Origin of the sequence: Mesorhizobium sp. M1428 (assembly GCF_040317515.1) — a bacterium.
Classification (GTDB): domain Bacteria; phylum Pseudomonadota; class Alphaproteobacteria; order Rhizobiales; family Rhizobiaceae; genus Mesorhizobium.
Window position 1 is genome coordinate 235266 of record NZ_JAMYKT010000002.1, and the last position, 25258, is coordinate 260523.

A 25258-nucleotide genomic window follows, 5' to 3' on the forward strand; every position below is an offset into this window, starting at 1 on the left:
GGGTCGCGGTTGGATGCGATCTACGTGGTCGAGTGTTGATCGCCGCAAAATCTTCACGGGCCGGGGCGCAACGATTCATGGTGAGGCGTTCCGTCGTTCCTTGAGCTGTTGGGCGAGGAAATCCTTGACCGAATCGAGAACCGCATCCCGTTCATGAGATATGCCTGGCAGCAAATCGAAGCGCACGCGCGCACCCGCCTCCTCGAACGATCGACACAATGCCATGAGGCGTTCCGGCCGTGTTAGCCCCGCATCGTTGGCGCCCGGCATCCAATGGGTGCTGCCTTGGACATGAGTGATTTCCCAAGTCTCCAGGTCAGCGTCGCCGACGATCATCTGGAAAGGCACTTTTGCCAGCGCTGCGGCATCGAAGGTGGTGCCGAACTTCTCCGGCAGATCGCGAATGCCCACCCACCAGTCACGCGTCGGATCGAGCAAGGTCACCGAGCCTGGCGCACCGATTGAGGCCGCCCAGAGCCTGTCGGGATGCAGGATAGCAAAACGATGCGTGAAATGCCCGCCGCCGGAAAATCCGAACATGGCAAAGCGGCTCCAATCCTGACTGTATTTGGCGCTGACCTCCTCAACCATGGCGAGCAGCACCTGATCGTAGCGTATGTTGCCCTCGAGGATATATTTGTACCCGCTGCGGGCATCATCGCCGAGAACGCCGATGGGAAACAGCGGACACAAAACGGCGCAGCCGTTCCAGCGTCCGAACTCGGAAAACGCGTCGCGGAATCCAAGAAAAGAGGTGCGGCCGGTGCCATGGATGGCGACCATCAGATCGACTTTGGCCCCTTCCCCCACTGCGGGAGGGACATACAGGCAATAATGAAAGCGCGGGTCTGATTTGGAAGCAAAGATGGCGGTCGCGCCAAGGTCATAGGTAGCGCGACCGCGATCCGCGACAGACCCCCTCGCAACGCTTGTCAAATCGATAACTCCTTAATACGCCCGGCATTCCGGCAACAATATACCGGTCGGCCGACCTCGTGAACTGGAGACGCCTCCAGGCAGCCGCGAGGAGGACCTCGTCGTGCACCGGAAGCAGGGCGCAGGCGGGACGATCGGAGGCAAAAAGAATGCCTCCGCCAACGCCTCGGGAAGCCGCCATTAACTTTTCGTTAACCATGCCCGGCTAGCCTTAACCAATCAGTAAGGACTCGCCTCTGTGACCTGCGTCGCTCCCATCCAAAACAAGTCCATACGCTTTCGAGCGCGCTCGTTCGTAGCCTTCACCCTCACCCCTGAGGCCCCGTTAGGGGAATGGCTGCAAAGCCTCGATCACTGGACCGAAAACTCTCCCGGCTTCTTTGCCGGCCGTCCAGTCGTGCTCGATCTGAATATGCTCAAGCCCGAGGTGGGCGAGATGCGGGATCTGGTCTCACAGCTCGCGGAGCGCGGGATTCGCATTTACGCGATCGAGGCCGATGGTAATGTTGCTCTCGATGCCGATCTGCCGCCGCTCCTCGTTGGCGCCAAGGAGGCCACCGCTGATGCGCTTTACGTGCAGCCGGACCCGAAGGCCGCCGCTGAGGCCAAGACGGAAGAGCCGCAGGCGCCGAACTCATTGATGATCAAGGCACCGATCCGCTCCGGCCAGTCGATCTTTCACCCCGATGGCGATGTGGTCATTGTCGGCTCTGTCAGTTCCGGATCCGAGATCATCGCCGGAGGATCGATCCACGTCTACGGCACGCTGCGTGGACGTGCGTTCGCCGGCGCCACGGGAAATTCCGCGGCTCGCATCTTTTGCCGGAAAAACGAAGCCGAACTTCTGGCGGTAGACGGCTGGTACCGCACCGCCGAGGAAATGGACGCCTCCTCGCGAGGAAGGCCGGTACAGGCCTTTCTCGAGGACGGCGCACTTTGCGTCGCACCGCTCAACTAACAACATTGGAGGCACAAATTATGGGCAAGGTAGTGGTTGTCACATCCGGCAAGGGGGGTGTCGGCAAGACGACCTCGACGGCCGCTCTCGGCGCCGCGGTCGCGAAAACCGGCAAGCGAGTGGCCCTCGTCGATTTCGACGTCGGCCTGCGCAACCTCGATCTGATCATGGGTGCCGAGCGGCGCGTTGTTTTCGATATCGTCAACGTCATTCAGGGAACCGCCAAACTCTCGCAGGCGCTGATCCGTGACAAACGACTCGAAACGCTGTTCCTGCTGCCCGCCTCGCAAACGCGCGACAAGGATGCCCTCACCGAGGACGGCGTCGCCGATGTCATCGACAAGCTGCGATCGGTTTTCGACTACGTCTTCTGCGACAGCCCGGCCGGCATAGAGCGGGGCGCGCAACTTGCCATGCGCTTTGCCGACGAGGCGGTAATCGTCACCAACCCGGAGGTGAGCTCGGTCCGCGATTCCGATCGCATCATCGGCCTGCTCGACTCCAGGACGATGAAAGCCGAGCAAGGTGAATCGATTGCCAAACACGTGCTCGTCACGCGCTACGACGCTGCGCGCGCTGCCCGCGGCGAGATGCTCAGCATCGATGACGTGCTCGAGATTCTGTCGACGCCTCTGCTGGGAATAATTCCCGAGAGCCAGGACGTGCTGCGCGCATCCAATGTGGGCGCGCCGGTTACGCTCAGCGAAAACACCAACCCCGCCGCACGCGCCTATATCGACGCGGCACGAAGACTCGAGGGCGAGGACCTGCCGGTCATTCTGCCTTTCGAGCGGAGGGGCCTTCTCGACCGGCTGTTGGGAAGGAGGGCAGCATGAACCTGCTCGATATCTTCAAGCGCCGCGGCAGCGCGCCGGTGGCGCGCGAGCGCTTGCAACTGCTGTTGGCTTACGAGCGCCGCAGCCGCAACCAGCCCGATCTCGTCTCCGTGTTGCGCGAGGAGATCATGGCGGTGATCGCCCGGCATGTTCAGGTCGACCAGAATTTCCTGCAGGTGAGCATGGATCACGGCGAAACGACGTCGAGATTGGAGATCGACATCCAGATCCCCAACAAGGTCGCAATGCCCATGGCCGCGGCATTCTAACGGAATCTTCCAGGCAGGGCTTGCGTCGGCTGCTGCCGAGGTTGCGGCGCCGTGGTTGGCGTGCTTGAGCCGGTTGCCACCGGCAAGTCGCGCAACTCGAGGATAATAACCATTTCCTCACCAAAACCCCGCGGCCGTTTCCAGCCGCGGGGCGCTTTGGGAGGGCCTTTCGAAACCCGTGATCAGATGTTGGCGAGCAATTCGTTGACGCGGCTTTCCATGTCGGCAAGGGCGGTGTCGACGTCCTTCTGGCCACTGATTGCTGCGCTCATCTCTTCGCCGATGATGTCCTGGATCGCAAACTGACGCTGTACGGCGGACGGCAGCGGCTTGCCGAGGTCGGCGACCGCAGAGATCGTGTTGCGATGCGGCAGGGCCTTGAAGGCGTCCGAGGTGATGACGGCCTTATAGGCCGGCAGGTGGCCGGTACGCGACCATTCGAAGTCGTTGTCGGCGAAGAACTTCAGGAATTTGCCGATGGCCGCGACCTGTTCAGGCGTGCGGTCTTTCTGCGAAACGGCCCAGGTGTGGCCGTCGGCATACTGCGCGTGGGTGCCGCCAAACAGCTGCGGATACGGATAGACCGCATAGCCGCCCTTGTTGAGCGCCGTTCCCTTGGTCTCGGACTGGGCGTTGTAGTCGCCCACCACCCAGGTGCCGTTGAGGTGGACGCCACCCTCGCCGGCAAGGAAGGCGTTGATCGAGCCGCCATAGTCGAGATCCTTGGTGGTGTAACCCTTATCGAAGATCGCCTTGTACAGCTCGACGACCTTCTTGGCTTCCGGTGTATTCAACTTCACATGCTTCGGATCGGCGAAGAAATCGGAATCCTGCTGGAAAAGATAGGTGTAGAGGTTGCGTGTGTAGAGTGCAGTCTCATTGGCCAGGTTCTGGACGAAATAAGGCTTGCCCGTCTTCTGCTTGAACTGTTCGGCCTGGGCGAGCAGTTCCTCGGGCGACTTTGGAAAAATCGGCGTGCCATCGGCATTGACGAGGCCGGCTTGTTTGAAAAGATCCATGTTGACGTGATAGAGCATCGTCCAGCTGTCGATCGGCAGGCCATAGATCTTGCCGTCTTTGGTGGCGCCATTGTGCGCTGCGTCGGTGAAGGCGTCGGGTGTCACACCGACCGACTTCAAGAGATCGTCGAGCGGCATCAACAGGCCCTTCGACTGATAATCCGACAGTACGGATTCATGGATCGTGACGATGTCCGGAGCGTCACCTGAAGCGAACTGCGCGGTCAGCTGATCATAGCCGGGCCATTCCACGGTGGTGACGTTGACGTGAACATCGGGATTGTCGGCATTGAGCTTGTTGATCAGCGAGGTGATGATGCCGCATTCGCCAACGGCCTTGGTGGGATCGGTGTTGGTGCCGAAATCGGCATCGCAGGCGCCGAAAAAGCGCTGCACGCTCAGTTCCGTGGCGGCGAAGCTTGGAGCTGCGAGCATCATTGCGCCCGCAGAAACTGCGGCAAACAGTATTTTCTTCAGTTTCATATCAGTTCCTCCTACTGAGTTTCCGCCGCTCCACCCTGGATTGGCTTTCGTGCTTCAATTGCTGCGCATTCCCCCCGGCCGTCAGGCAATCTTCGTTATCTCACCGCAGCGCCGGAGACCGCCGTGACGATGTATTTCTGGAAGAACAGGTAGACGATCAGGATCGGTGCACCGGCAAACACCGCCTGCGCCATCAGGAAGCCGATGCCTTCGGACTGGGCGAAATTGGTCTGGGTCGAGGCCATGCCGACCGTCAGCGTGAACATGTCCTTCCTCGTCGCCGAAATCAGCGGCCAGAAGTAATCGTTCCAGGCGCCGAGAAAGGTGAAGATGCCGAGCGTTGCCTGCGCAGGCAGCGTGAGCGGCAGAAGCACCTTCCAGAAAATCCTGAGCCGGCTGGCGTTATCGAGCATGGCGGCTTCGTCCAGCTCCTTCGGGATGGCCTTGAAATACTGGGTCATCAGGAAGACACCGAACGGAGCCGAAAGGCCCGGCAGGATGAGCCCTTGATAGGTGTTGTGGAACTTCAGCATGCTGAAGATCTGGTGGCGGGCGACGAGCACGGCCTGCTCCGGGACCGCCAGGCCGAACAGCACAATCACGAACAGCACGTCTCGGCCGGGGAAATTCAGCCGTGCAAAGCCGTAGCCGGCGAGCGACGACAGGATCAACGTGCCGAGCGTCAATCCGCCCGAGACGATGATGCTGTTGCGCACCCAGATGAACACCGACGAGGTGCCGACGGTGTTGATATAATTCTTCAGCGTATAAGGCGCGTGAAACACCGAATTCGGATCGGCCATCAACTCGGCATTGTCCTTGAGCGACAGGCCGATCACCCACAGAACCGGCGCGATCATGACGATCGAAAGCAGGATGACGAGGGCTAATAGCACATGGTCGCCAAATGCCCGTCCCTTGATGGAAGTGGCTGGAGCGCTCATGCCTGGTCTCCCCTGCTGCGTGTCACCAGGTACTGGGCCATGGCCGCAATCAGGATGAGGATGAACAGGATTTCCGATGCAGCGGCGCCCAGGCCGAGATCCCAGCGACGGAATGCGGTATCGTAGATGTAGAGCACGATCGGCTTGGTCAGGTTGTTCGGACCGCCGCGCGTCATCAGCCAGGCTTGGCCGAACAGCTGAAATTGCAGCACGATCTGGATGATGATCACCAGGATGAAGGTCCGCTTGATCGACGGCAGCGTGATCGAGCGTAGCGTCTGCCAGCGATTGGCATTGTCCAGGGCTGCCGCCTCATAAATATCCTGTGGAATCTGCTGCAGCGCCGAGAGAAAGAGCATCATCGGCAGGCCGATGCACCACCAGACGGTGGCAATGGCGATGCCGATCATCGCCAGGCTGGGATCGGAAATGAAGGCCGGTGCGGTCGCGCCGAACCATCCGTAGATCGTCGACAACAGGCCGACATTCGGAATGAAGACGATGCGCCAGATCAGCGTGACGATGGTGACCGACAGCACCGACGAGGAAAAGAACAGCGTCCGCAAAACCGCCGCAGTGCGCGTGCGGCGGTTGAGGCAAAGCGCCAGGAAAAGGCCGATCAGCGCCAGCGTCGGTACCGTCAGAAGCACGAAATAGAAGGTGTTCCAGATCGATTGCAGGAAAACCTTGTCGTGATACAGCCTGGCATAATTGCCGAGACCGACAAAATTTCCGGACGAGAACGTGTCGGCCTTGTGGAAACTCAGCCACATCCCCCAGAGCAGCGGGAAGAGCAGCAGCGTGGTGAAGAAGAACAAGAATGGCGCAACGAAAATGAAGTTTCGCCATTGCGGCGCATAGATGTCGGCAGTACGGGCTCTGACGCCGACAGCCAGCGTCGCGGTCGGGGACATCGCCAGCCGGTCAGCCATCTCAGGCCTCCCTCGCATGCCAGGCGCGGCCGGTCTCGTTGAACAGATGCGATTTCTGGCCGTCAAAGGCGAGCCCGATTCTGTCGCCGACGGCGACGCGGCTGTTGCCGGCATCCGAGCCGACGATCTGCTGGCCATCGCCCAGCCGCGCGTAGATCAGGGTGCGTTCGCCGAGCCGCTCGAGCACATCGACGACGCCGTCGGCATTGCCCTGCCCGGCGGCAACGATGCGCACGTCTTCAGAACGGATGCCGAAAGTGTACTTGCCGTCGGTCAATTGGCTGGAGGCGATCTCGGTCTGCACCGATATGCCGTCCGCAAAGCTGGCCGTGGCGTTCTTGCCCGATCTGTCGAGTGTCGCATCGACGAAGTTCATCGCCGGCGCGCCGACGAAACCCGCGACGAATTTGGTCGCCGGGCGCTCGTAGATCTCCATCGGGGTACCGATCTGGTCGATCTTGCGATTGTTCATGACGACAATGCGGTCGGCGAGCGTCATTGCCTCGACCTGGTCGTGGGTGACGAAGATCATCGTCGATTGCAGCCGCTGGTGAAGCTGGGCAAGCTCGATGCGGGTACGGGTGCGCAACGCCGCATCGAGATTGGAGAGCGGCTCGTCGAACAGAAAGGCCTTCGGCTCCTTGACGATCGCACGGCCGATGGCGACGCGCTGGCGCTGACCGCCGGAGAGCTGGCCCGGCTTGCGATCGAGCAGATGCGGCATTTCCAGGATGCGGGCGGCTTCATTGATGCGCGCCTCGATGACCTTGCCTGGTACGCCGATATTCGCAAGGCCGAAGGCCATGTTGTCGCGCACCGTCATATGCGGATAAAGCGCATAGGATTGGAACACCATCGCAATGCCGCGCTTGCCCGGCGGCAAATGATCGATGCGCTCGTTGTTGATGGCAATCTCGCCGCTATCGACAGCTTCGAGCCCGGCGATCATTCGAAGAAGCGTCGATTTTCCGCAGCCGGACGGGCCCAGGAACACGATGAATTCGCGTGCCCTTATGGAGAGCGACAGATGGTCCAGCACCGTCATGGCACCGAACTGCTTGCTCACGTTCCTGATCTCGATATCGGCCGTCACGTCGACGCTCCTCCTCAGCGTTTGCGCTTTCTCGATGATCCGCCTGAACTCAGAGCCTCAGGCGTATGACCTGGTAGGAATACGCCGGCAGCGACAGGCTCAGCTTGCCGCCGGCGAGCGAGGCGCCCTCACCTTTCCTGGGGCCGACATTGCCAGGGTTTTCGGCCGAATTGACGGCTTTCAGATCGGCGTGTGCCATCACCTGGTGATCGACGATCTCCGCCGCGCCGAAGCCGGTGAGGTCGACCACTGTTTCGATTGCCTCGCTCGAATGGCGGTTGACGGCGAAGAAGGTGACGTGGCCGGTTTGCCTGTCGTGCACGCCGGCAACGTCGACATAGGCGACGTCGCCCGCAACGCTGGATTTGTAGGTCGGGCTTTCCACCTTGAGATCCAGCGCATTGCCGCGGCCATAGTTAGAAGCAAACAGATAGGGATAAAAAATCGTCTGCCGCCATGCCGGGCCATTCGGAACGGTCATGATCGGCGCGATGACATTGATCAGTTGTGCCAGGCAGGCGATCTTGACGACATCGGAACGGCGGATGAAGGTGTTGAGGATCAGGCCGACCTGCAGCACATCCTCGAAATTATAGATGTCTTCGAGCAACGGCGGGGCGAACGGCCAGCCGTTGCTGCCGCCGAGTATCTTCCTGTCCTGCTCCTTGGAATGGTACCAGACGTTCCATTCGTCGAACGAGATGTAGACCTGCTTGTTGGAGCGCTTCTTGGCCTTGATATAGTCGATGACGCCGGCCACCGAGACAATGTAGTCGTCGAGCTTTTCGCTCATCGCGAGATAGTTCGGAGCGTCGTTGGCTTCGTTATCGAAATACATGTGCAGCGAGATGTAGTCGACCTCGTTGTAGGTATGGTCGAGAACCGTCGCTTCCCATTCAGGGTAGGTCGGCATCTTGGCATTCGAAGAGCCGCAGACCACCAGCTCGAGTGACTTGGAGAAGGCGCGCATGGCCTTGGCCGTCTCATGCGCCAGGCGGCCATACTCATCCGCGGTCTTGTGGCCGATCTGCCAGGGGCCATCCATTTCATTGCCGAGGCACCAGAGCTTGACGTCGAAGGGCTCCTTGCGGCCGTTGGCGATGCGCCTGTCGCTCCATTTGCTGCCGCCGGGATGGTTGGCGTACTCCAGCAGGTTGCGGGCTTCGTCTAGGCCGCGCGAGCCGAGATTGACGGCAAGCATCATCTCGGTGTTGGCGGAGGTGCACCAATCGGCAAATTCATGCAGGCCGACTTCGTTGCTTTCCGATGTGTGCCAGGCGAGGTCGAGGCGGACCGGGCGCTGTTCCTTGGGGCCAATGCCGTCTTCCCAATTGTAGGCCGAGACGAAATTGCCGCCGGGATAGCGGACGATCGGAACATTGAGTTCCCTGACGAGATCGATGACGTCCTGCCTCATGCCGTTGGCATCCGCTGTCGGATGGCCCGGCTCGTAGATGCCGGTGTAAACTGCTCGCCCCAGATGCTCGATGAAGGATCCGTAGAGCCTCGGATCGATTTCCGAGACAACATAATGCGGATGAGCCGTAACGGCTGCCTTCATGCATTCCTCCCATCGATATCACAAACGATGATTTAAATCATCTTGCCCGATATCAAAGCGGGATTGGCAGCCCTTCGTCAAGCCAAAATACCCAAATGTAGGACAATTAGACGAACGCTTTGGCACGGCAGAAAGCCAGCTAGTTGAAATTGCTGCGTTATCTTCAGAACCCGGTTTCATGATATCAACCAGTTTTGATCCTGAGCAGGATGTCCTGATCGTAATTTCCAAAGCCCTTGCCGAAAATGTTGATCCCGCCGGGGCGCTTGGCGTCGTCCTTGACGCCGATACGGACGCGGATTGAATGATGGCTCTTCAGATCGAGTGCGGCGAGGCCGGTTTCTGAAATCCTGAGGCCGTCGACATAGGTGCCGTCATTGGCAATTCGCCAGTTCTTCAGCTTGCCGTATTGCGAGCCCTTGAGCTTCCACCAGGAGGGCGTGAAGACGCCGCGCTTGTCGCCGAAATCCCCTGGCGACGTCCAGGTGCCGACATCGACGCCATTGATCGTCAGCGTGATGTCCGAGGGCCAATCGGCGCTGGTGCCCGGCACTTCCGAGGACAGCTCTATCGCCACTTCGAGTCCGGTGATCTCGGCATTGGCGAGCTTGGCATTGTTGGGGAACTGGTATTCGACAAAACCGCGCGTGAACCATAGCAGACCGGCTTTCATGCGGTCCGGATCGAGGAAAGTGTTGGGAACATCTAGCAGGCCGATGATGCCGTCCGGCGAGCAAAGGCCGCAGGGTGCGGTAACCTCGAAGCTGGTGTAAAGCCCGATCGGCATCGACACTTCGATCGCGTCGTTCTTGACCGCACGATATTCGCTCTTGAACACGACGAGCACTTCTTCGGCCGTCGGATAACAGATTTTCTGACTGCCCTTCTTCGCTTTCAGGTTCTCGGTGCGGATCAGCCCCGCATCCTCCAGCACCTGGATGTTGGTTGAGACGGTCGACTGCGGCAGCGACAGCACGGCGGCGATTTCGTTGACATTCATCGGCCCCTTCTCATGCAGCAGTTTCAGCATCGAGATCCGCGCCGAGGAGGCAAGCCCCTTGAGCACCGCAATGCCTTCCTCAGGTTCTATCACCAGAAAATTGCGACTCATGAAATTGCCCGACCTATGCAAAATCTATATCCGAAATTATCCTGTATATCGGGATATCTGATTTAATCAATGCGCAGGCAGGACGCCGAGCAATTTGTTGAATCCAGCAAGGCCGGTGGTCGTACGGTGGCCCTGCACAGAATTTGTGCAGGAGCCATATGCAGAGTGGACACCTGAACGCCTATCGCCCAATCTAGTCCGGAGCCGAGCCCGGTGATGGCGGCTTGCACTTTAACCGGTTGGACGGATCGTGACCAAAGGGTGGAAATTATACGATCAGCGACTGGCCTGGGTCCTCGTCGCGCCTGCGCTTTTGCTGCTCACCCTGCTTCTGCTGCTGCCAATCGCGATGATGACGGTCTACACATTTTTCACCTTCGTCACCGCGGGGGTGGAGTCGGCGGTGCTGACCTTCGACAACTGGAAGGAATTCCTCACCGATAGTTACTATCACGGCTTTCTTTGGAAGACCGTTCGCGTCGGCGCCATCACCGCTGTGATCTGCGCGATCCTTGGTTATTTCCCCGCCTATTTCATCTGGGCCACGACCTTCAGGCACAAATGGCTGCTGTTGCTGCTGCTCATCGTGCCGTTCTGGATCAGCTTCACTATCCGGACGTTCTCGTGGATCCATATTCTCGGCGAACAGGGGCTGATCAACGTCGCGCTCATCAGGCTGGGGGTCATCAACGAGCCGTTGCCGATGCTCTACACCGAGGGCGCCGTCATCATGGGGCTGCTGCATTTTCTGCTGCCCTATATGATCCTGAACATCTATGTCAGCCTGGAAAGTATCGACCGCACGCTGATCGCCGCCGCCCGCTCGATGGGCTGTACCAGCGCGCAGGCGTTCCGCGAAGTGACCCTGCCGCTATCGATGCCGGGGCTGGGCGCCGGGCTGCTGCTCTGCTTCGTGCTGGCGGCCGGCTCCTACGTGACGCCGCAGCTGCTCGGCGGCAGCCGCGATGCGCTGTTCGGCAACCTGATCTACGATACCATCATGGGGCAGCTCAATTGGCCGATGGGCGCCACGCTTTCCATCGTCCTGTTCGTCCTGCTCGGCGCGGCCGCGGCCGCCTACAGCCGCTATATGGGCCTATCGCAGATCATGAAGGGCCTCAGTGCATGAGAGCGGATCATCCCGATCGCGAAGGCAGATGGGCGTGGCGGCTGACCGGCGCGATCACGGTATGCGTCTACGTCTTTATGTTTGCGCCGATCCTCGCCACGATCGTGCTTTCCTTCAACGCCTCGATGTTCGGCGGCTTTCCCCTTACCGGCTTCAGCCTGCGATGGTATGAGAAGCTGCTCACCAACGAGCCGGTTCTCGACGCCTTCAGGACATCGATGTGGATTGCCCTGGTGACGGCAACGGTGACGACGCTGCTCGGCATCATGGCGGCATTGGCGCTGGTGCGCTTCGAGTTCCGTGGCAAGCAGGCGATCAACACGCTTGTCATTCTTCCCGCGCTGGTCCCCGAAACGATACTCGGCGTCGGCCTGCTGGTCATGATCAAAGCCGTCGACCAGCCGCGCAGCATGACGCTGCTGGTGCTCGGCCACATTCTGCTCACGCTCCCCTACGTGGTGCTGATCGTCCAGGCGCGTATGGTCGGCATAAAACGTTCCTATGAGGAGGCGGCGCTTTCGCTCGGGGCGCCGCGTGTGTCGACATTCCGCGAGATCACGCTGCCGCTGCTCATTCCCGCAGTGCTTGCCAGTGTTCTGCTCGCTTTCACCATTTCGTTCGACAACACCTCGGCCAGCCTGTTCTGGCGGCCGGCGGGCGTCGAGACCATGCCGACGCAAATCCTTTCGATGCTGAAGATCTCGATCAGCCCCGAGGTGAACGCGCTCGGGACCGTCATGATCCTTTTGACGGTCGGCATTCCCTTGGCTGGCGGGCTCATCCTGCAAAGCCTCACCTGGTTCAAGGCAGGCAAGTGAAAATGAAAATGGGAGAATGGAAATGAAACTGACAACCACCAAACGACTGGAACGGCTCAACGAACGCTATGCCAATGGCGACATCAGCCGGCGATCATTCCTGACCCTGACGGCCGCCGCTGCCGCCGCCACCGGGCTTTCCATGCCCTGGACGGGTCGGGCGCTGGCCGCGGTTTCGGAAGTGCGCTTCGACGGATGGGGCGGCGTGGTGCAGGAGGCGATCGATAAGTACGCGTTCCAGCCTTACACCGCCAAGTCCAAGGTCAAGGTCGTCCAGGGCACCTTTGGCGACGAGAACGAGATCATCACCAAGATCAAGACGTCGAAGCCGGGCGACTTCCAGATCGTCCATTCTTCCGGCGTGAACTACTACATCAAATACGTCAATGGCGGTTTCAATTCGGAGATAAACGAGGCGAACATTCCGAACATGGCGAATGTGCTGACCGCCATGATCGAGCCATTCCGCAAGATCACGCCGAAGCTGTCGGCAGTGCCATATGATTACGGCACCACCGGCATCGCCTACAACAACAAGGTCATCTCGCCGGAGGAAGCCAAGGAAAAGGGCGCCAACCTGCTTACCGACACGAAATATGCTGGCAAGATCGGCGGCTACGCCGATATGACGACGCGCGTCTGGTATGCGGCGCTGCAGACGAAACAAGACCCCAACAACATCCAGGACATGGATGCGGTCTGGGCCAAAGTTCGCGAGACCCGCGACCTGGCCAAGAAGTTCTGGAGTTCCGGCGCGGAACTCATGGACCTCCTGTCGCGCAACGAGATCGTCGTCACCGACGCCTGGTCAGGACGTGTCGCCGCCCTGCAGCAGCAGGGCCAGCCGATCGGCTATCTCGACCCTGCCGGCTCATACGCATGGATGGAGGACATGCTGGTGCTCAAGGGTTCGCCCATGGCCGAATGCGAGGAGCTGATCAACTTCATGCTGGATCCGGCCACGTCGATCGCCGTCGCCGAGGGCCAGAACTATCCGCCATCGCTTGACCCGACCAAGGTGAAGCTGACCGACAAGATCGCGGCACTTCCGGCCTTCGACCCGACCGGATCGATGAAGTCGCTGACCTTCGCCGATCCGCTCTACTGGGCGAAGAACGAAGACGCCTGGACCAAGCAATGGGACAGGGTGTCGAAAGGTGCATAACGACAACAGCCACGACCATCAGCCCCGGCCGGCTTCGGCCGGGGCTGATGGCGACCCGCTCGCCCAGAGCGAGAGGCAGCAGCCTATAGAAAAGCCTGCGGTCGAGTTTCGCGACATCGATATTTTCTACGGCAAGTTCGCCGCTGTGCGCGATTTTTCACTGGCGATCCGCAAGGGTAGTTTCGTCACCTTGCTGGGGCCGTCCGGGTGCGGCAAGACGACGATCCTGCGATCGATCGCGGGCCTGGTCGACATCTCCGGTGGCCAGATCTCGATCGGCGGAAAGCGGGTCGACGACATCCCGATCTACAAGCGCAACATTGGTCTGGTGTTCCAGAACTACGCGCTCTTTCCGCACAAGAACGTCTTCGACAACGTCGCATTCGGCCTGAAATACCGGAACGTGCCGAAACCGGAAATCGTGCGCCGGGTCAAGAAGGCGCTGGATATGGTGCGGCTGCCCGGCAGTGAGACAAAGCTGCCGTCACAGCTTTCGGGCGGCCAGCAGCAACGCATCGCACTGGCCCGCGCCATCGTCTTCGAGCCGGAAGTGCTGCTGCTGGACGAGCCCTTGTCGGCGCTCGATGCCAATATGCGCGAGGACATGCGCGTCGAGATCAAGAAAATCCAGAGGGAGACGGGCATCACCGCTATCTTCGTGACGCACGACCAGGAAGAAGCCTTGTCGATGTCCGACCATATCGTTGTAATGAACGCCGGCCTGATCGAGCAGATCGGCTCCCCCGCGCAGGTCTATGACCAGCCGGCCACCGCATTCGTGGCCAATTTCCTTGGCAAGGCCAACATGCTGCCCGGCAGCGTGACAGTGATAGACGGCAAGATGGCAACGATCGCGCTGGCCAGCGGCCATGTGGTAAAAGCAGCCGCGCCGAAGGCGCTCGCGATTGGCAGCGCGGTCACCGTCGTCGTTCGCCCGCAGAAGCTCACCGTCGGTACATCAGGTGCTGCCAACAGGCTGGCGGGACGGATCGTCTCGACCTCCTATCTCGGCGGCAATGCGGTCTACGAGATCGACATCGGCGCCGGCACGCTGGTGCGCGCCAACACGCTGATCGATGGCCAGCCGCTGCGTGAAGGCGAAACGGTCGATGTCTGCTTCGATCCGCTGGGCTGCGTGCTTCTCGACGCGCAAGGTTTACGCATCGCATAGCGAGGCGGAACCGAGCCGTTCAGTCTTTCGCGTCACCCTTTGGTCCGAGAAACCGCGCATAGAACTCACCGACAATACCGCGCCGGAAAACCAGCACGCAGACCATGAAGGTCAGGCCGGTGGCGATGGTCACCGGAAAATTGGAGGTGGCGAGCGTGTTTTCCAGGCCGACGACCAGACTGGCGCCGATGATCGGCCCGACCATGGTGCCGATGCCGCCGAGGAGCGTCATCAGGATCACCTCGCCCGACATCTGCCAGGTGACGTCGGTGAGTGTGGCAAACTGAAAAACGATCGCCTTGAGCGCACCGGCCAGCCCGGCCAATGTTGCCGACATGACAAAAGCCGCCAGCTTGTAGTTGGCGACGGAATACCCCAGCGAAATGGCCCGGCTCTCGTTTTCCCGGATGGAACGCAGGATCATGCCGAAAGGCGAGTTGATGATGCGCCAGATGGCGAACACGCCGATCAGGAAGACCACCAGCACGAAATAATAGATGTTGATCGAGACGTTCAGGTCGAGCATTCCAAGTAGCCTGCCGCGCGGCACGCCCTGGATGCCGTCCTCACCTCCGGTGAGCGGCGCCTGCACGCAGAAGAAGAAAAACATCTGCGACAGCGCCAGCGTGATCATGGCGAAATAGATGCCTTGCCGGCGGATGGCAAAGAAGCCCATCACAAGGCCGAGCAGCGCGGCTCCCAGGACACCGAGCAGGATGCCCGCTTCCGGCGGCCAGCCCCAGACCTTGACCGCGTATGCGGTAAAATAGGCCGCCCCGCCGAAGAATGTCGCGTGGCCGAAGGACAACAGCCCGGTGTAGCCGAGCAGAAGGTTGAACGCGCAGGCAAACAGCGCAAAGCACAGCATCTTCATCAGGAAGATCGGATAGACGAAGAAAGGCGCCACCAGCAGCGCCAGGATGCCGAGCCCCACCAGCGTCCATTCAAGCCATACCGAACTTTTGCCGCGCGTCTCGCGAAGTGAGAGTTCGGCCATCTCAGGCATCCCTTCCGAACAGGCCGGCTGGCCGGACCAGAAGCACGATCGCCATGATGACGAAGACCACCAGATTGGAGGCTTCGGGATAGAAAACCTTGGTCAGGCCTTCGGCGAGGCCAAGCATGTAACCGGTGACGATCGCCCCGAGGATCGATCCCATGCCGCCGACCACGACGACGGCGAAGACGACGATGATGAGGTCAGATCCCATCAGCGGGCTCACCTGATAGATCGGCGCGGCGAGAACCCCTGCAAGCCCGGCAAGAGCGGCGCCGAGGCCGTAGGTGAGGGTCAGCAGCAACGGCACGTTGACGCCGAAAGCCTGCACCAGGCCGGGGTTCTCCGTTGCCGCGCGCAGATAGGAGCCCAGCCTGGTCTTCTCGATCAGCGCCCAGGTGCCGAAACAGACGATCATCGAGGCGACCACCACCCAGCCGCGGTAATTAGGCAGGAACATGAAGCCGAGATTGGTTCCCCCGGAGAGCAGCGGCGGCACGGAATAAGGGCTTCCCGATACGCCATAGTAGTAACGGAACACTCCTTCGAGCACGAGCGCGAGGCCAAAGGTGAAAAGCAACCCGTAGAGCGGGTCGATGTCGTAAAGCCTCGACAGCGCCAGGCGCTCGACCACGACGCCGAAGCCGCCGACGATCAGCGGCGACAGGATCAGAGCCGGCCAGTAGCCGATGCCGAACCGGGTGAGAAGCAGGTAGCCGATGAAGGCGCCGAGCATATAGAGCGCGCCGTGGGCAAAATTGATGACGCGCAACAGGCCGAATATGACAGCCAGGCCCAGGCTCAACATTGCGTAAAACGAGCCGTTGATGAGGCCGACCAGCAATTGGCCGAGGAATGCCTGAACGGGTATTCCGAAGATCATCATCATGGCGCCATCATACACCCAGCACTTCATGCAGCAGCGTCATGCGATCCGGCAGTTCGCCGACCGGAAAGCCCGCCACGACCTTGCCGTGCTCCATCAGGTAGAAACGGTCGGTGACGCGGCTGGCAAAGCGGAAATTCTGCTCGACCAGCAGGATCGTCATGCCGCGTTTTTTCATCGTTGCCAGCAGATCGCCGATGCGCTGCACGATGACCGGAGCCAGGCCCTCGGTCGGCTCATCGAGAAGCAGCATTTTCACGCCGGTTCTGAGCATGCGCGCGATCGCCAGCATCTGCTGTTCGCCGCCCGACAGCCTGGTGCCGGGGCTGTTGCGGCGCTCCTTCAGATTGGGGAAGAGATCGAATATTTCCTCCACGCTCATGCCACCCTCGGCGACGATCGGCGGCAAGACCAAATTCTCGTCCACGGTCAATGTTGCGAAGATGCCGCGTTCCTCCGGCACCAGGCCAATGCCTTGATGCGCGGTCCGGTGCAACGGCAGGCGCATCAAATCCTTGCCGTCGAAAAAAATCTGCCCGGTCCGCTGGCGAATCAGCCCGATAATGGCGCGCAATGTCGTGGTCTTGCCGACGCCGTTGCGGCCCAGCAACGTCACCGTTTCACCTGGAAAGACCTCTAGATCGACGCCATGCAACGCATGGCTCTCGCCATACCAGGCGTTGAGGCCGCGGACTGCGAGCAGCGGCGCGGCATCACTCATCGGCGGTGCCCATGTAGGCGATCCTCACCCGCTCGTCGCGGCTGACCGTGGCGTAGTCGCCGGCGGCAAGGATTTCGCCGCGCTGCATGACGGTTATCCAGTCGCAAAGATCGGCTACAACAGTCAGATTGTGCTCGACCATCAGCACCGCGCGCTCCTTGGCGACCGAGCGGATGATGTCGGAAACTGTGCGCACATCCTCATGCCCCATGCCGGCCATCGGCTCGTCGAGCAGCAGCACTTTCGGGTCGAGCGCCAGCGTCGTGGCGATCTCGAGCACGCGTTTCCTGCCATAGGAGAGATCGGCGGCGGGCCTGTTCTTGGCATCGTCGAGGCCGACCGACCGCAAAAGCTCCTCGGCGCGCGGCGTCAACCGGTCGAGGGCCGCCAGCGAGCGCCAGAACTGAACGCTGAGCCCGCCCGGCCGCTGCAGCGCAACGCGCACATTATCGAGCACGCTGAGATGCGGAAACACCGCCGATATCTGGAACGAGCGCACCAGGCCCATCCGCGCGACCTTGGCCGGCGAGGTGCGGGTGATGTCGTGGCCGAGCAGTTCGATCCTGCCGCTGGTCGGCGGCAGGAACTTGGTGAGCAGGTTGAAGACGGTGGTCTTGCCGGCACCGTTAGGTCCGATCAGTGCGTGGATATTGCCGTGGTAGAGGTCGAGATCGACATTCCTGACCGCAACAAAGCCGGCGAAGTCGCGCCGCAAACCGCGGGCGGAAAGCACTACCCGCGGCTCATTCGGTTCAGGCGGCGGCATCGGTCCGCCAATCACTCGCCGGCCGTGGGACAGCCGCTCTCCTTGGCGCTCAGGAACGCCTCGTTACCGGGGATCGTGGCGAGCGGTTTGTAATAGTCCCACTCCTTGGTGCTCTCGCTCGGCGACTTGACCTGATAAAGATACATGTCGTGAACCATGTTGCCGTCCGCCTGCACTTTGCCGTTTGCCGTAAAGACGTCGTTCACCGGCATCGCATGCAATTCCTTGGCGACCGCCTCGGTTCCATCGGTGCCGGCTTTGTCGATCGCCTTCAAATACTGGGTCACCGCTGAATAGGTGGCGGCCTGGATCATGTTCGGCATGCGGTTGGTGCGCTTGAAGAACCGCTGGGCGAAATCGCGGCTCTTGTCATCGCGATCCCAGTAGAAACCTTCGGTCAGCACCACGCCTTGCGCTGCCTCGAGGCCGAGCCCATGCACCTCGGCCAGCGTGAACAGAAGGGCTGCAAGACGTTGGCCGCCCTGCACGATACCGAATTCGGCCGCTTGCTTGATCGAGTTGGAGGTGTCGAGGCCGGCATTCGCCAGGCCGATGACCTTGGCGCCCGACGATTGCGCCTGCAGCAGGAAGGATGAATAGTCGGTCGAGCCGAGCGGGTAACGCACCTCGCCAACCACCTTGCCGCCATGGCTCTCGACGAACTTTGCGGTCTGCTCCTTGAGCGAATATCCGAATGCATAATCGACTGTGACGAAGAACCAGCTGTCGCCGCCTTGCTGGACGAGAGCGCCACCGGTCCCCACTGCCTGCGAATGCGTGTCGTAGGCCCAGTGGAAGCCATAGGGCGAGCACTGTTTGCCGGTTAGCTCGGTGGTCGCCGCGCCGGTGACGATGTCGATTTTCTTCTTTTCCTTAGAAATCCCTTGAACGGCGAGCGCCACCGAGGAGGTGGTCAGTTCCATGATGGAATCGACCTGTTCGGTGTCATACCACTGCCGCGCAATGTTGGAGGCGATGTCCGGCTTGTTCTGGTGGTCGGCGCTGACGATCTCGACCGGCGCACCTTGCACCTTGCCACCGAAATCCTCGACCGCCATCTTGGCGGCCTCGACCGACCACTTGCCGCCGAAATCGGCATAGACGCCCGACTGGTCGTTGAGAATGCCGATCTTGACCTTGCCGTCGGAAATCTCGGCGGCTGCGGCAGGCATCGCAGTCGCTGCAAGAAGCGCGGCCGAGACCAGGTACGATATCTTCATTGGTGACTTCCTCCCTTATGGTCGACAACCAGGAATCATGTCGGCGGCTGCCTGCTGCGGCACGAAGAGTGGCCTCCCACATTCCGTCCTCTCCGGCGCCAGATCGCGCAGCGCTATACGGCCGCCTATGCCCGTCCTTCAAATCGTAGCATCGCTCGGCAACGCGAGAACAGTTACTTTAGTATTAGGCATTCGCGATGCCCGGCCGCCGAAGCGCAAGATAGCGCCGGATCGTGCGGCGTCCAGATCGGCCTCTATCCTCGCCGAAAGGGCGATTACGGCTGAACGGTCCTGATCCGATATCGCTGAACGAGAATTCCCATCGTCAACCGTCGGCTGGATGATGGCAAGCAACCAGGCGGCCCTCGCCAATGCTTTGGAGAAGCGGACGCTCGCTGCGGCAGATCGGGGTGGCAGCCGGGCAACGGGTGTGGAACCGGCACCCCGAGGGTGGGCTCATCGGACTGGGCAGGTCACCCTTGAGCACCAGCCGGCCGCGCCGCGCCCGGTCGATGCTAGGTATCGGCACGGCGGAACGCAGCGCCGCGGTGTAGTGGTGTCTGGGCGCCGCAAAGACCTCGTCGGTCGGCCCGCTCTCCACGATCGATCCCAGATACATCACCGCCACACGGCTCGAGATCTGACGCACCACGGAAAGGTCGTGAGCGATGAAGACATAAGTCAGGTTGAACTCCTCGCGCAGGTCGGCGAGCAGATTGACGATCTGCGCCTGGATCGACACGTCGAGCGCCGAGACCGGCTCGTCGGCCACGATCAGTCGTGGCCGCAGCGCCAGCGCGCGGGCGATGCCGATACGCTGGCGCTGGCCGCCGGAGAATTCGTGCGGATAGCGATGCGTGCTGGGGCGACAAGTCGACCCGGCGCAGGAGCTCGGCCACGCGGTCCGCCATTTCCGATGCCGAGAGGCGTTCATGGATGCGGAACGGATCGGCCAGAAGATCGCCGACCCGCCGGCGCGGATTGAGCGAAGCGCTGGGATCCTGGAAGACCATCTGCATCTGCCGCCGCAGCGGACGGAGCTGACGCTGGGAAGCGTCGCTGATGTCGCGGCCCTCGAATTCCAGCGACCCCGAGCTGATTTCGGTCAGACGCACCAGACACCGGCCAAGCGTGGATTTGCCGCAACCGGACTCGCCGACGATGCCGAGGGTCTCCCCGGGCCAGATGTCGAGCGACACCGTATCGACCGCATGCACGGTCCGGCGCCGCGCCGGGAAGATCGAGCGGCCGACGCTATAGCGCTTCGACAGGTCGCCGGCACGAAGCAGCGGACGTTCGCGTGGCATGGCATTCATCGTTGCATCTCCACCACGCCGCCAGGCCTCTGGGCAGCGAATTGCCTGCGCGTAGGCTCCGGCAACCGGCAGGCGGCGCGATGGCTCTCGCCTTGCATGATCGGCAGCTCAGCCAGGCAGGCGTCGTGGCGAAAGGCGCAGCGGGGGCCGAAGGCGCAGCCTTTCGGCAGGTTGGAGAGCGAGGGCGGAATTCCCGGAATGGCAGCAAGCCGGGCTGGACGTGGTCCCTCCATCGGCGGGATCGAGCCGAACAAGCCCCATGTGTAGGGATGCAGCGGCGCCCGGAACACGCTGCTCTTGCCGCCCTCCTCGACAAAGCGTCCGCCATACATCACCAGTACCCGGTCCGCGACTTCGGCGACGACGCCAAGATCGTGCGTGACCAGGATCACCGCGGAACCGAACTGGTCGCGCAATCGTCCGATCAGTTCGAGGATCTGCGCCTGCACCGTAACATCGAGGGCTGTAGTCGGTTCATCCGCGACGAGCAGCACCGGGTTGCAGGAGAGCGCCATGGCAATCACCGCACGCTGGCGCATGCCGCCGGAAAGCTGGTGCGGGTAGCTGTCGACGACCCGATCCGGATTTGCGATGCCGACCGCGTCCAGCAATTGCACGGCCCTCGCCCGTGCCGCTTTCGCCGACACTTTTTCATGCGCGCGCACCTGCTCGCTGATCTGATTGCCGATGGTATGCACCGGGGTGAGCGCCGACATCGGATCCTGGAAGATCATCGCGATCTGGCGGCCGCGAATGGCATCGAGCGCACGTCGCTTGAGCCCGATCAGCTCCTGTCCCATGAAACGGATGGAACCGGAGACTATAGCGTTGGGGCTGTCGATCAGCCCCATGATGGCGAGCAAGGTCTGGCTTTTGCCCGAACCGGATTCGCCAACCACACCGACGATCTCGCGCTGCTCGACGGAGAACGAAACACCTCCCACCGCGCGCACCAGGCCCTCGTCGCTGCGGAAGGAGACGGTGAGGTCCTTGACCACCAGAAGAGGAGCATCAGCCGACATCGCGAGCCCTCGGGTCGATGATGACGAAGACCACGTCGACGACGAAGTTAGCCATCACCACGAAGAAGGCGGCGTAGATCACCGTGGCCAGGATCATCGGCAGATCGAGCGTCTGCAGTGCCTCATAGGTGAGTTTTCCGACGCCCTGCAGTCCGAAGACCACTTCGGTCAGCAGCGCGCCGCCGCCGACCAGGGCACCGAAATCGAGGCCGAACATGGTGACGAATGCGACCAGCGAGGTCCTGAGGCCATGATGTAGCAGCACCCGCCGCTCGCCGATCCCCTTGGCCCGGGCGGTGCGGATGAAATCCTCCTGCATCATCTCGATCAGGCTTGCCCGCAGCACCCGGCCGTAGAGGCCGACATAAAGGGTTGCCAGCGTGAACCACGGGATGACGAGCGCCTTGAACCAGCCCCAGGGATTCTCGGTCAGGGGGATGTAGCCGAGCGGAGGAACCCAGGAAAACAGCCAACTGTCGTGCCAGCGGCTTTGCGTCAGCAGGTTGGCGACCTCGCCCAGCCAGAAGACCGGAATCGACACGCCTACCAAGCTCAGGATCATCAGCGCGCGATCGATGAATGTCCCGCGCGTTGCGCCTGCGATCACCCCGACAATCAGTCCACCCAGCACCCACAGCACTGCCGCGCCGCCGACCAGCGACAGCGTCACGGGAATGGCGCTTATCACGGTCGGAATGACGCGCTGCCCGCGATTGACGAAGGAGGTGAGATCGCGGCTGACGAAAAGCCGGTTCATCATCAGCCCATATTGTACCGGCAATGGCCGGTCGAGACCGAAATCGTGGCGCACCTGGATCAACGTCTCTTGCGAAGCATTGCGGCCGGCAATACGCGCCGATGGATCAGCGCCGGGCGTCGCAAAAAAGATCAGGAAAGCGACGACACTGATGCCGAACATGACCAGCACCATCTGACCAAGCCGGAAGCCGAGCGCGGCAACCACTAGACGCCCCTCGGCGAGGATTTCGGATCGAGCGCGTCGCGCACGCCGTCGCCCAGAATGTTGAGGGCCAGGACCGTGATGACAATGGCTAGCCCCGGCGCCAGTGCCACGACCGGCCGCGAATAGAGCAGGCCCTGGCCGTCCTGGATGATCGTGCCCCAGCTGGCATCCGGCGGCTGCACGCCGATCGACAGGAACGACAGCGAGGATTCCGTCATCATGTTGAGCGCCAGGATCAACGGCACGAAAACGATGATGCGGGTCACCACATTGGGCATGATGTCGCGCAAAAGGATGCGCCAGGGCGACGCGCCTAGGCCGATCGCAGCGGTGACGAATTCGGCATGCATCAAGGTCAGGACATGGCCGCGGATCGGCCGCGCCACATAGGGCACATAGACGATGCCGATGATGAAGACCGGTAGCCACAGGCTGCCGGAGCGGATTTCGAATGGACCGATCTGGATGCTCTGCGCAATCAGCACGATCGACAACGAAATCGCCAACAGGAAAATCGGAAAGGCCCAGAGCACGTCGAGAATGCGCGACAGGCCGATGTCGACGATGCCGCCGAAGAAGCCGGAAACGACCCCCAGGAATGTCGCGAACACGAGGCACAGCACCGCTGCAGCACCCGAGATCAACAGCGAATCCCGTCCGCCGTAAAGCAGCCGCGCCACCACGTCACGGCCCTGGTTGTCGGCACCGAGCATATAGGGGCCGATGCGCCAGGTCGGCCCGATCGGCGTCATGCCGAGGCCAAGGCCTTCCGTGGAGGGCTGCAGCACCGGCTGGGTCACCCCATCGACGACGATCTCGCCATTGAGATTGGTCACAAATGGATCGGTGGCGGAGACGTATCGCGCATAAAGCGGCGCCGCGAGCGAGGCGATCACGATGACGACGAGCACGGCGAAGGCCGATATTGCCGAACGATCGCCTTTCAGCTTGCGCCACGCGGTTCGCCACGGGCCATCGGTGGCCCGGCGAACCGGGATGGCGGGCGGGTCCGCAATGACATTGACCATGAACAGGATTGCCTGGGAAAAATCTCGGCCTGGAAGATGCGCTGATCCGCCGGAAAAGGAAATGCGACGGAGAGCCAGCGGCACTCCGTCGCATTGGCTCCGGTTGGCTATTCCACCCAGGACTGGCTGACGATCCAGTAGAATTGCGGGCTGAAGGTGAAGTTCTTCAGTCTGGAAGAGATCACATCGACGCGCTTTGGCGTGAACAGGACAGCGACCGGAGCCTTGTCCGTCACGGCCTTGTCGATGGCGGTCCAGAGTGTCGCGCCCTTGGCCGGATCGGCGATGGTGGCTGCCTCTGCCTCGTCCATCGATGCGTCGATCGACTTGTCGCAGAATCCCGAAATATTGACCGAGGCGTCGGAGCCCGGCGTAAACGAGGCACAGCTGAACAAGACCTGCAGGAAATTCGATGGCGCCGGGTAATCCTGGAACCATTGCGAGATCGAAATCTGCACCTTGTTGTTGGTGTTCTGGATGTAGGTGAACTGTATGTTCTGCGAGATCGGCTTGACCGACGTCTTGTAGCCAAGCTGGTTGAGCACATCCTGCAGGTAGACGCCGATCGCCTTCGCGACCGTGGTGTCCTCGGTGATGATCGTCACCTCCTGACCTGCGGTTCCCGATTCAGCGACCAATTGCTTGGCCTTGTCCATATCCGGCGCGGACCACTTCTCACCTGGATTGGTGGTGAACGGGCAATAGGCTGCGAATGACGGGAAGCCCGGCGGCAGGATCTGACAGGCCGGCTGCGCCAGATTGCTGCCGCCGAACAGCTTGACGATCGCGGCGCGGTCGATCGCGAAGTTCACCGCCTGGCGAACGCGGATGTCGTTGAACGGCGCCAGATTGGTGTTCATCGGCGCATACCACATCGCCGTCAGCGGGTGAACCGTGACCTGCTTGGCATATTTGGTGCCGAGTTCGGCGAGTCGGTCGGACGGCGGCGGATCGAACATCCAGTCCGCCTGCCCATTCTCGACCGCCGTCACCGCCGCCTCGTCGGTCAGGCCGAATTCATAGTCGATCTCGTCCGGATATCCGGACGGCTGCGCTTCCTTGCTCCATTCCTTGAAGTGAGGATTGCGCACAATCTTCATCAGCTTGTTGGGGTCGTAGCTGGCGATCATGTAGGGTCCGGTACCCGGGATCGGATCGGTGCCGGCGTCCTTGAGCGGCGCGCTCGCCGGCAGGATCGACGCATGTGGAACGGCCAGCTTCTGCAGGAACTCGGCGTCTGGCTGGACCAGGTTGAAGGTAATGGTTCCGGCCGCATCGTCAACCGACAGGCCGCCGTCGAGGGTGCATGCAGCCGGCGCCTTCAAGCACGCATCCGCGCCGACGATGCCCTTGTAGAAGGTCCCGGCCGTCGGCCCGCTGATCTTGAAGATGCGCTGGAACGAAGCGACCACATCTTTCGTGGTGACGTCCGAGCCATCCGCGAATTTGATGCCCTTGCGCAGCTTGAAGACATAGGTCTTGCCGCCGTTCTCGACCTGCGGGAGGCTTTCCGCCAGATCCGCGACGACCTCGAAGCCGGTCTTGTCCCCGGCCTTTTTGTAGGTCACCAGGCCATCGTAGAGGACATAATTGATCTGGAAATACTGCAGCGTGTAATTGATGTGCGGATCGGCGGTGCCTGCGGCGGCATTGGCCAGCAATCGGAGCGTGCCGCCTGGCTTGCCCTCGGCGGCCAAGGCACTGCTTGCCGGCGACATCATCGTCACGCCGAGCAGAGCCAGCCCGGGTATCAACGCTGTAAATGCTTTTTGGAGTCTCATATTTGTTCCCTCATGGAGGCGTGTCGGCTTTTGCCGCGCTGAGCCCGGTCGCTCGACCATCGCGCGGCTAAAAACAGTGCTGGGGTTGCGAACGGCGTCCGCTACTTGGCCCAATCGCAAAAGACTACGGCG

23 protein-coding genes and 1 pseudogene are annotated in these 25258 nt (G+C 61.1%); 7 read left to right on the forward strand and 17 right to left on the reverse strand.

All coding sequences use genetic code 11. The features are described from left to right. Positions 1-75: 75 nt before the first annotated feature. Positions 76-936, reverse strand: a complete 861-nt coding sequence (locus NKG60_RS04425) for an alpha/beta hydrolase (protein WP_352661941.1) — start codon at positions 934-936, stop codon at positions 76-78. 238 nt (positions 937-1174) lie between these two features. On the opposite strand from NKG60_RS04425, the gene minC reads away from it, so the two are divergent. From minC to minE, 3 genes are read left to right on the forward strand one after another with little or no spacing between them, the layout of a single operon-like run. Further along, positions 1175-1894 carry a septum site-determining protein MinC gene (minC, locus tag NKG60_RS04430; RefSeq protein ID WP_352661944.1) on the forward strand — a complete coding sequence of 240 codons (720 nt, stop codon included), beginning with the start codon at positions 1175-1177 and terminating at the stop codon, positions 1892-1894. 20 nt (positions 1895-1914) lie between these two features. Beyond that, positions 1915-2730: a septum site-determining protein MinD gene (gene minD / locus NKG60_RS04435; protein WP_352661947.1), complete on the forward strand. Its 816-nt coding sequence runs from the start codon at positions 1915-1917 to the stop codon at positions 2728-2730. Further along, positions 2727-2999: a cell division topological specificity factor MinE gene (minE, locus tag NKG60_RS04440; RefSeq protein WP_352661950.1), complete on the forward strand. Its 273-nt coding sequence runs from the start codon at positions 2727-2729 to the stop codon at positions 2997-2999. Before minD ends, minE begins: the two co-directional genes overlap by 4 nt. 182 nt (positions 3000-3181) lie before the next feature. Here the strand turns inward: minE and NKG60_RS04445 are convergent, their stop codons facing one another. The 6 genes from NKG60_RS04445 to NKG60_RS04470 all read right to left on the reverse strand — a co-directional run bounded on the left by NKG60_RS04445 (position 3182) and on the right by NKG60_RS04470 (position 10142). Further along, on the reverse strand, positions 3182-4501 hold the full coding sequence (locus tag NKG60_RS04445) for an ABC transporter substrate-binding protein (protein ID WP_352974197.1): 1320 nt from the start codon (positions 4499-4501) through the stop codon (positions 3182-3184). A 95-nt stretch (positions 4502-4596) separates the two neighbouring features. Beyond that, the gene (locus NKG60_RS04450; protein WP_292653774.1) at positions 4597-5445 is read right to left on the reverse strand and encodes a carbohydrate ABC transporter permease; all 849 of its coding nucleotides are present in this window, start codon (positions 5443-5445) and stop codon (positions 4597-4599) included. Beyond that, entirely contained in the window at positions 5442-6359 is a 918-nt protein-coding gene (locus tag NKG60_RS04455) for a carbohydrate ABC transporter permease (protein WP_502903356.1), read from the reverse strand. The genes NKG60_RS04450 and NKG60_RS04455 overlap by 4 nt, the downstream gene beginning before the upstream one ends. 19 nt (positions 6360-6378) lie before the next feature. Beyond that, positions 6379-7470 carry an ABC transporter ATP-binding protein gene (locus NKG60_RS04460; RefSeq protein WP_352661959.1) on the reverse strand — a complete coding sequence of 364 codons (1092 nt, stop codon included), beginning with the start codon at positions 7468-7470 and terminating at the stop codon, positions 6379-6381. Between the two features lie 49 nt (positions 7471-7519). Then, complete coding sequence (gene arfA, locus NKG60_RS04465; protein ID WP_352661962.1) at positions 7520-9031, reverse strand: arabinosylfuranosidase ArfA; 1512 nt, start codon at positions 9029-9031, stop codon at positions 7520-7522. A 184-nt stretch (positions 9032-9215) separates the two neighbouring features. Further along, positions 9216-10142, reverse strand: a complete 927-nt coding sequence (locus tag NKG60_RS04470) for an ArsR/SmtB family transcription factor (RefSeq protein ID WP_352661965.1) — start codon at positions 10140-10142, stop codon at positions 9216-9218. Positions 10143-10392: 250 nt separating this feature from the next. Between NKG60_RS04470 and NKG60_RS04475 the strand changes: the two genes are divergently transcribed. From NKG60_RS04475 to NKG60_RS04490, 4 genes are read left to right on the forward strand one after another with little or no spacing between them, the layout of a single operon-like run. Next, entirely contained in the window at positions 10393-11271 is an 879-nt protein-coding gene (locus NKG60_RS04475) for an ABC transporter permease (RefSeq protein WP_352661967.1), read from the forward strand. After that, positions 11268-12089 carry an ABC transporter permease gene (locus NKG60_RS04480; protein ID WP_352661970.1) on the forward strand — a complete coding sequence of 274 codons (822 nt, stop codon included), beginning with the start codon at positions 11268-11270 and terminating at the stop codon, positions 12087-12089. Before NKG60_RS04475 ends, NKG60_RS04480 begins: the two co-directional genes overlap by 4 nt. A 22-nt stretch (positions 12090-12111) precedes the next feature. After that, positions 12112-13254, forward strand: a complete 1143-nt coding sequence (locus NKG60_RS04485; RefSeq protein WP_352661973.1) for an extracellular solute-binding protein — start codon at positions 12112-12114, stop codon at positions 13252-13254. Then, positions 13247-14425 (forward strand): ABC transporter ATP-binding protein, encoded by a 1179-nt coding sequence (locus NKG60_RS04490; RefSeq protein ID WP_352974200.1) that lies wholly within the window; start codon positions 13247-13249, stop codon positions 14423-14425. Before NKG60_RS04485 ends, NKG60_RS04490 begins: the two co-directional genes overlap by 8 nt. A 19-nt stretch (positions 14426-14444) precedes the next feature. On the opposite strand, the gene NKG60_RS04495 is transcribed toward NKG60_RS04490, so the two are convergent. The 10 genes and pseudogenes from NKG60_RS04495 to NKG60_RS04540 form a co-directional block, all read right to left on the reverse strand. Further along, the gene (locus tag NKG60_RS04495) at positions 14445-15422 is read right to left on the reverse strand and encodes a branched-chain amino acid ABC transporter permease (RefSeq protein ID WP_352661978.1); all 978 of its coding nucleotides are present in this window, start codon (positions 15420-15422) and stop codon (positions 14445-14447) included. Between the two features lies 1 nt (position 15423). Next, positions 15424-16311 carry a branched-chain amino acid ABC transporter permease gene (locus tag NKG60_RS04500; RefSeq protein ID WP_352661981.1) on the reverse strand — a complete coding sequence of 296 codons (888 nt, stop codon included), beginning with the start codon at positions 16309-16311 and terminating at the stop codon, positions 15424-15426. Positions 16312-16318: 7 nt separating this feature from the next. Then, complete coding sequence (locus NKG60_RS04505) at positions 16319-17029, reverse strand: ABC transporter ATP-binding protein (RefSeq protein ID WP_352661984.1); 711 nt, start codon at positions 17027-17029, stop codon at positions 16319-16321. Next, a complete protein-coding gene (locus NKG60_RS04510) occupies positions 17022-17795 on the reverse strand; it encodes an ABC transporter ATP-binding protein (protein WP_352661987.1) in 774 nt (257 codons plus the stop codon). The genes NKG60_RS04505 and NKG60_RS04510 overlap by 8 nt, the downstream gene beginning before the upstream one ends. A gap of 11 nt (positions 17796-17806) precedes the next feature. Continuing rightward, positions 17807-19015: an ABC transporter substrate-binding protein gene (locus NKG60_RS04515; protein WP_352661990.1), complete on the reverse strand. Its 1209-nt coding sequence runs from the start codon at positions 19013-19015 to the stop codon at positions 17807-17809. A 325-nt stretch (positions 19016-19340) separates the two neighbouring features. Continuing rightward, positions 19341-20331 (reverse strand): annotated as a pseudogene (locus NKG60_RS04520) (ABC transporter ATP-binding protein). Beyond that, a complete protein-coding gene (locus NKG60_RS04525) occupies positions 20328-21353 on the reverse strand; it encodes an ABC transporter ATP-binding protein (protein WP_352661996.1) in 1026 nt (341 codons plus the stop codon). Before NKG60_RS04525 ends, NKG60_RS04520 begins: the two are co-directional and overlap by 4 nt. Continuing rightward, a complete protein-coding gene (locus NKG60_RS04530; RefSeq protein WP_352661999.1) occupies positions 21343-22317 on the reverse strand; it encodes an ABC transporter permease in 975 nt (324 codons plus the stop codon). Before NKG60_RS04530 ends, NKG60_RS04525 begins: the two co-directional genes overlap by 11 nt. Next, a complete protein-coding gene (locus tag NKG60_RS04535) occupies positions 22317-23345 on the reverse strand; it encodes an ABC transporter permease (RefSeq protein WP_352662002.1) in 1029 nt (342 codons plus the stop codon). The genes NKG60_RS04530 and NKG60_RS04535 overlap by 1 nt, the downstream gene beginning before the upstream one ends. A gap of 107 nt (positions 23346-23452) precedes the next feature. After that, a complete protein-coding gene (locus NKG60_RS04540) occupies positions 23453-25126 on the reverse strand; it encodes an ABC transporter substrate-binding protein (protein WP_352865974.1) in 1674 nt (557 codons plus the stop codon). Positions 25127-25258: the final 132 nt, after the last annotated feature.

Bases quoted from the DNA above. Each gene is read 5' to 3' on its own strand.
- NKG60_RS04510 (WP_352661987.1), bottom strand. From the start codon at position 17,795: ATGCCGCCGCCTGAACCGAATGAGCCGCGGGTAGTGCTTTCCGCCCGC.
- NKG60_RS04525 (WP_352661996.1), bottom strand. From the start codon at position 21,353: ATGTCGGCTGATGCTCCTCTTCTGGTGGTCAAGGACCTCACCGTCTCC.
- NKG60_RS04540 (WP_352865974.1), bottom strand. From the start codon at position 25,126: ATGAGACTCCAAAAAGCATTTACAGCGTTGATACCCGGGCTGGCTCTG.
- minE (WP_352661950.1), top strand. From the start codon at position 2,727: ATGAACCTGCTCGATATCTTCAAGCGCCGCGGCAGCGCGCCGGTGGCG.
- NKG60_RS04535 (WP_352662002.1), bottom strand. From the start codon at position 23,345: ATGGTCAATGTCATTGCGGACCCGCCCGCCATCCCGGTTCGCCGGGCC.
- minD (WP_352661947.1), top strand. From the start codon at position 1,915: ATGGGCAAGGTAGTGGTTGTCACATCCGGCAAGGGGGGTGTCGGCAAG.
- NKG60_RS04470 (WP_352661965.1), bottom strand. From the start codon at position 10,142: ATGAGTCGCAATTTTCTGGTGATAGAACCTGAGGAAGGCATTGCGGTG.
- NKG60_RS04500 (WP_352661981.1), bottom strand. From the start codon at position 16,311: ATGATGATGATCTTCGGAATACCCGTTCAGGCATTCCTCGGCCAATTG.
- NKG60_RS04505 (WP_352661984.1), bottom strand. From the start codon at position 17,029: ATGAGTGATGCCGCGCCGCTGCTCGCAGTCCGCGGCCTCAACGCCTGG.
- NKG60_RS04450 (WP_292653774.1), bottom strand. From the start codon at position 5,445: ATGAGCGCTCCAGCCACTTCCATCAAGGGACGGGCATTTGGCGACCAT.
- NKG60_RS04495 (WP_352661978.1), bottom strand. From the start codon at position 15,422: ATGGCCGAACTCTCACTTCGCGAGACGCGCGGCAAAAGTTCGGTATGG.
- arfA (WP_352661962.1), bottom strand. From the start codon at position 9,031: ATGAAGGCAGCCGTTACGGCTCATCCGCATTATGTTGTCTCGGAAATC.
- NKG60_RS04515 (WP_352661990.1), bottom strand. From the start codon at position 19,015: ATGAAGATATCGTACCTGGTCTCGGCCGCGCTTCTTGCAGCGACTGCG.
- NKG60_RS04485 (WP_352661973.1), top strand. From the start codon at position 12,112: ATGAAACTGACAACCACCAAACGACTGGAACGGCTCAACGAACGCTAT.
- NKG60_RS04445 (WP_352974197.1), bottom strand. From the start codon at position 4,501: ATGAAACTGAAGAAAATACTGTTTGCCGCAGTTTCTGCGGGCGCAATG.
- NKG60_RS04455 (WP_502903356.1), bottom strand. From the start codon at position 6,359: ATGTCCCCGACCGCGACGCTGGCTGTCGGCGTCAGAGCCCGTACTGCC.
- NKG60_RS04480 (WP_352661970.1), top strand. From the start codon at position 11,268: ATGAGAGCGGATCATCCCGATCGCGAAGGCAGATGGGCGTGGCGGCTG.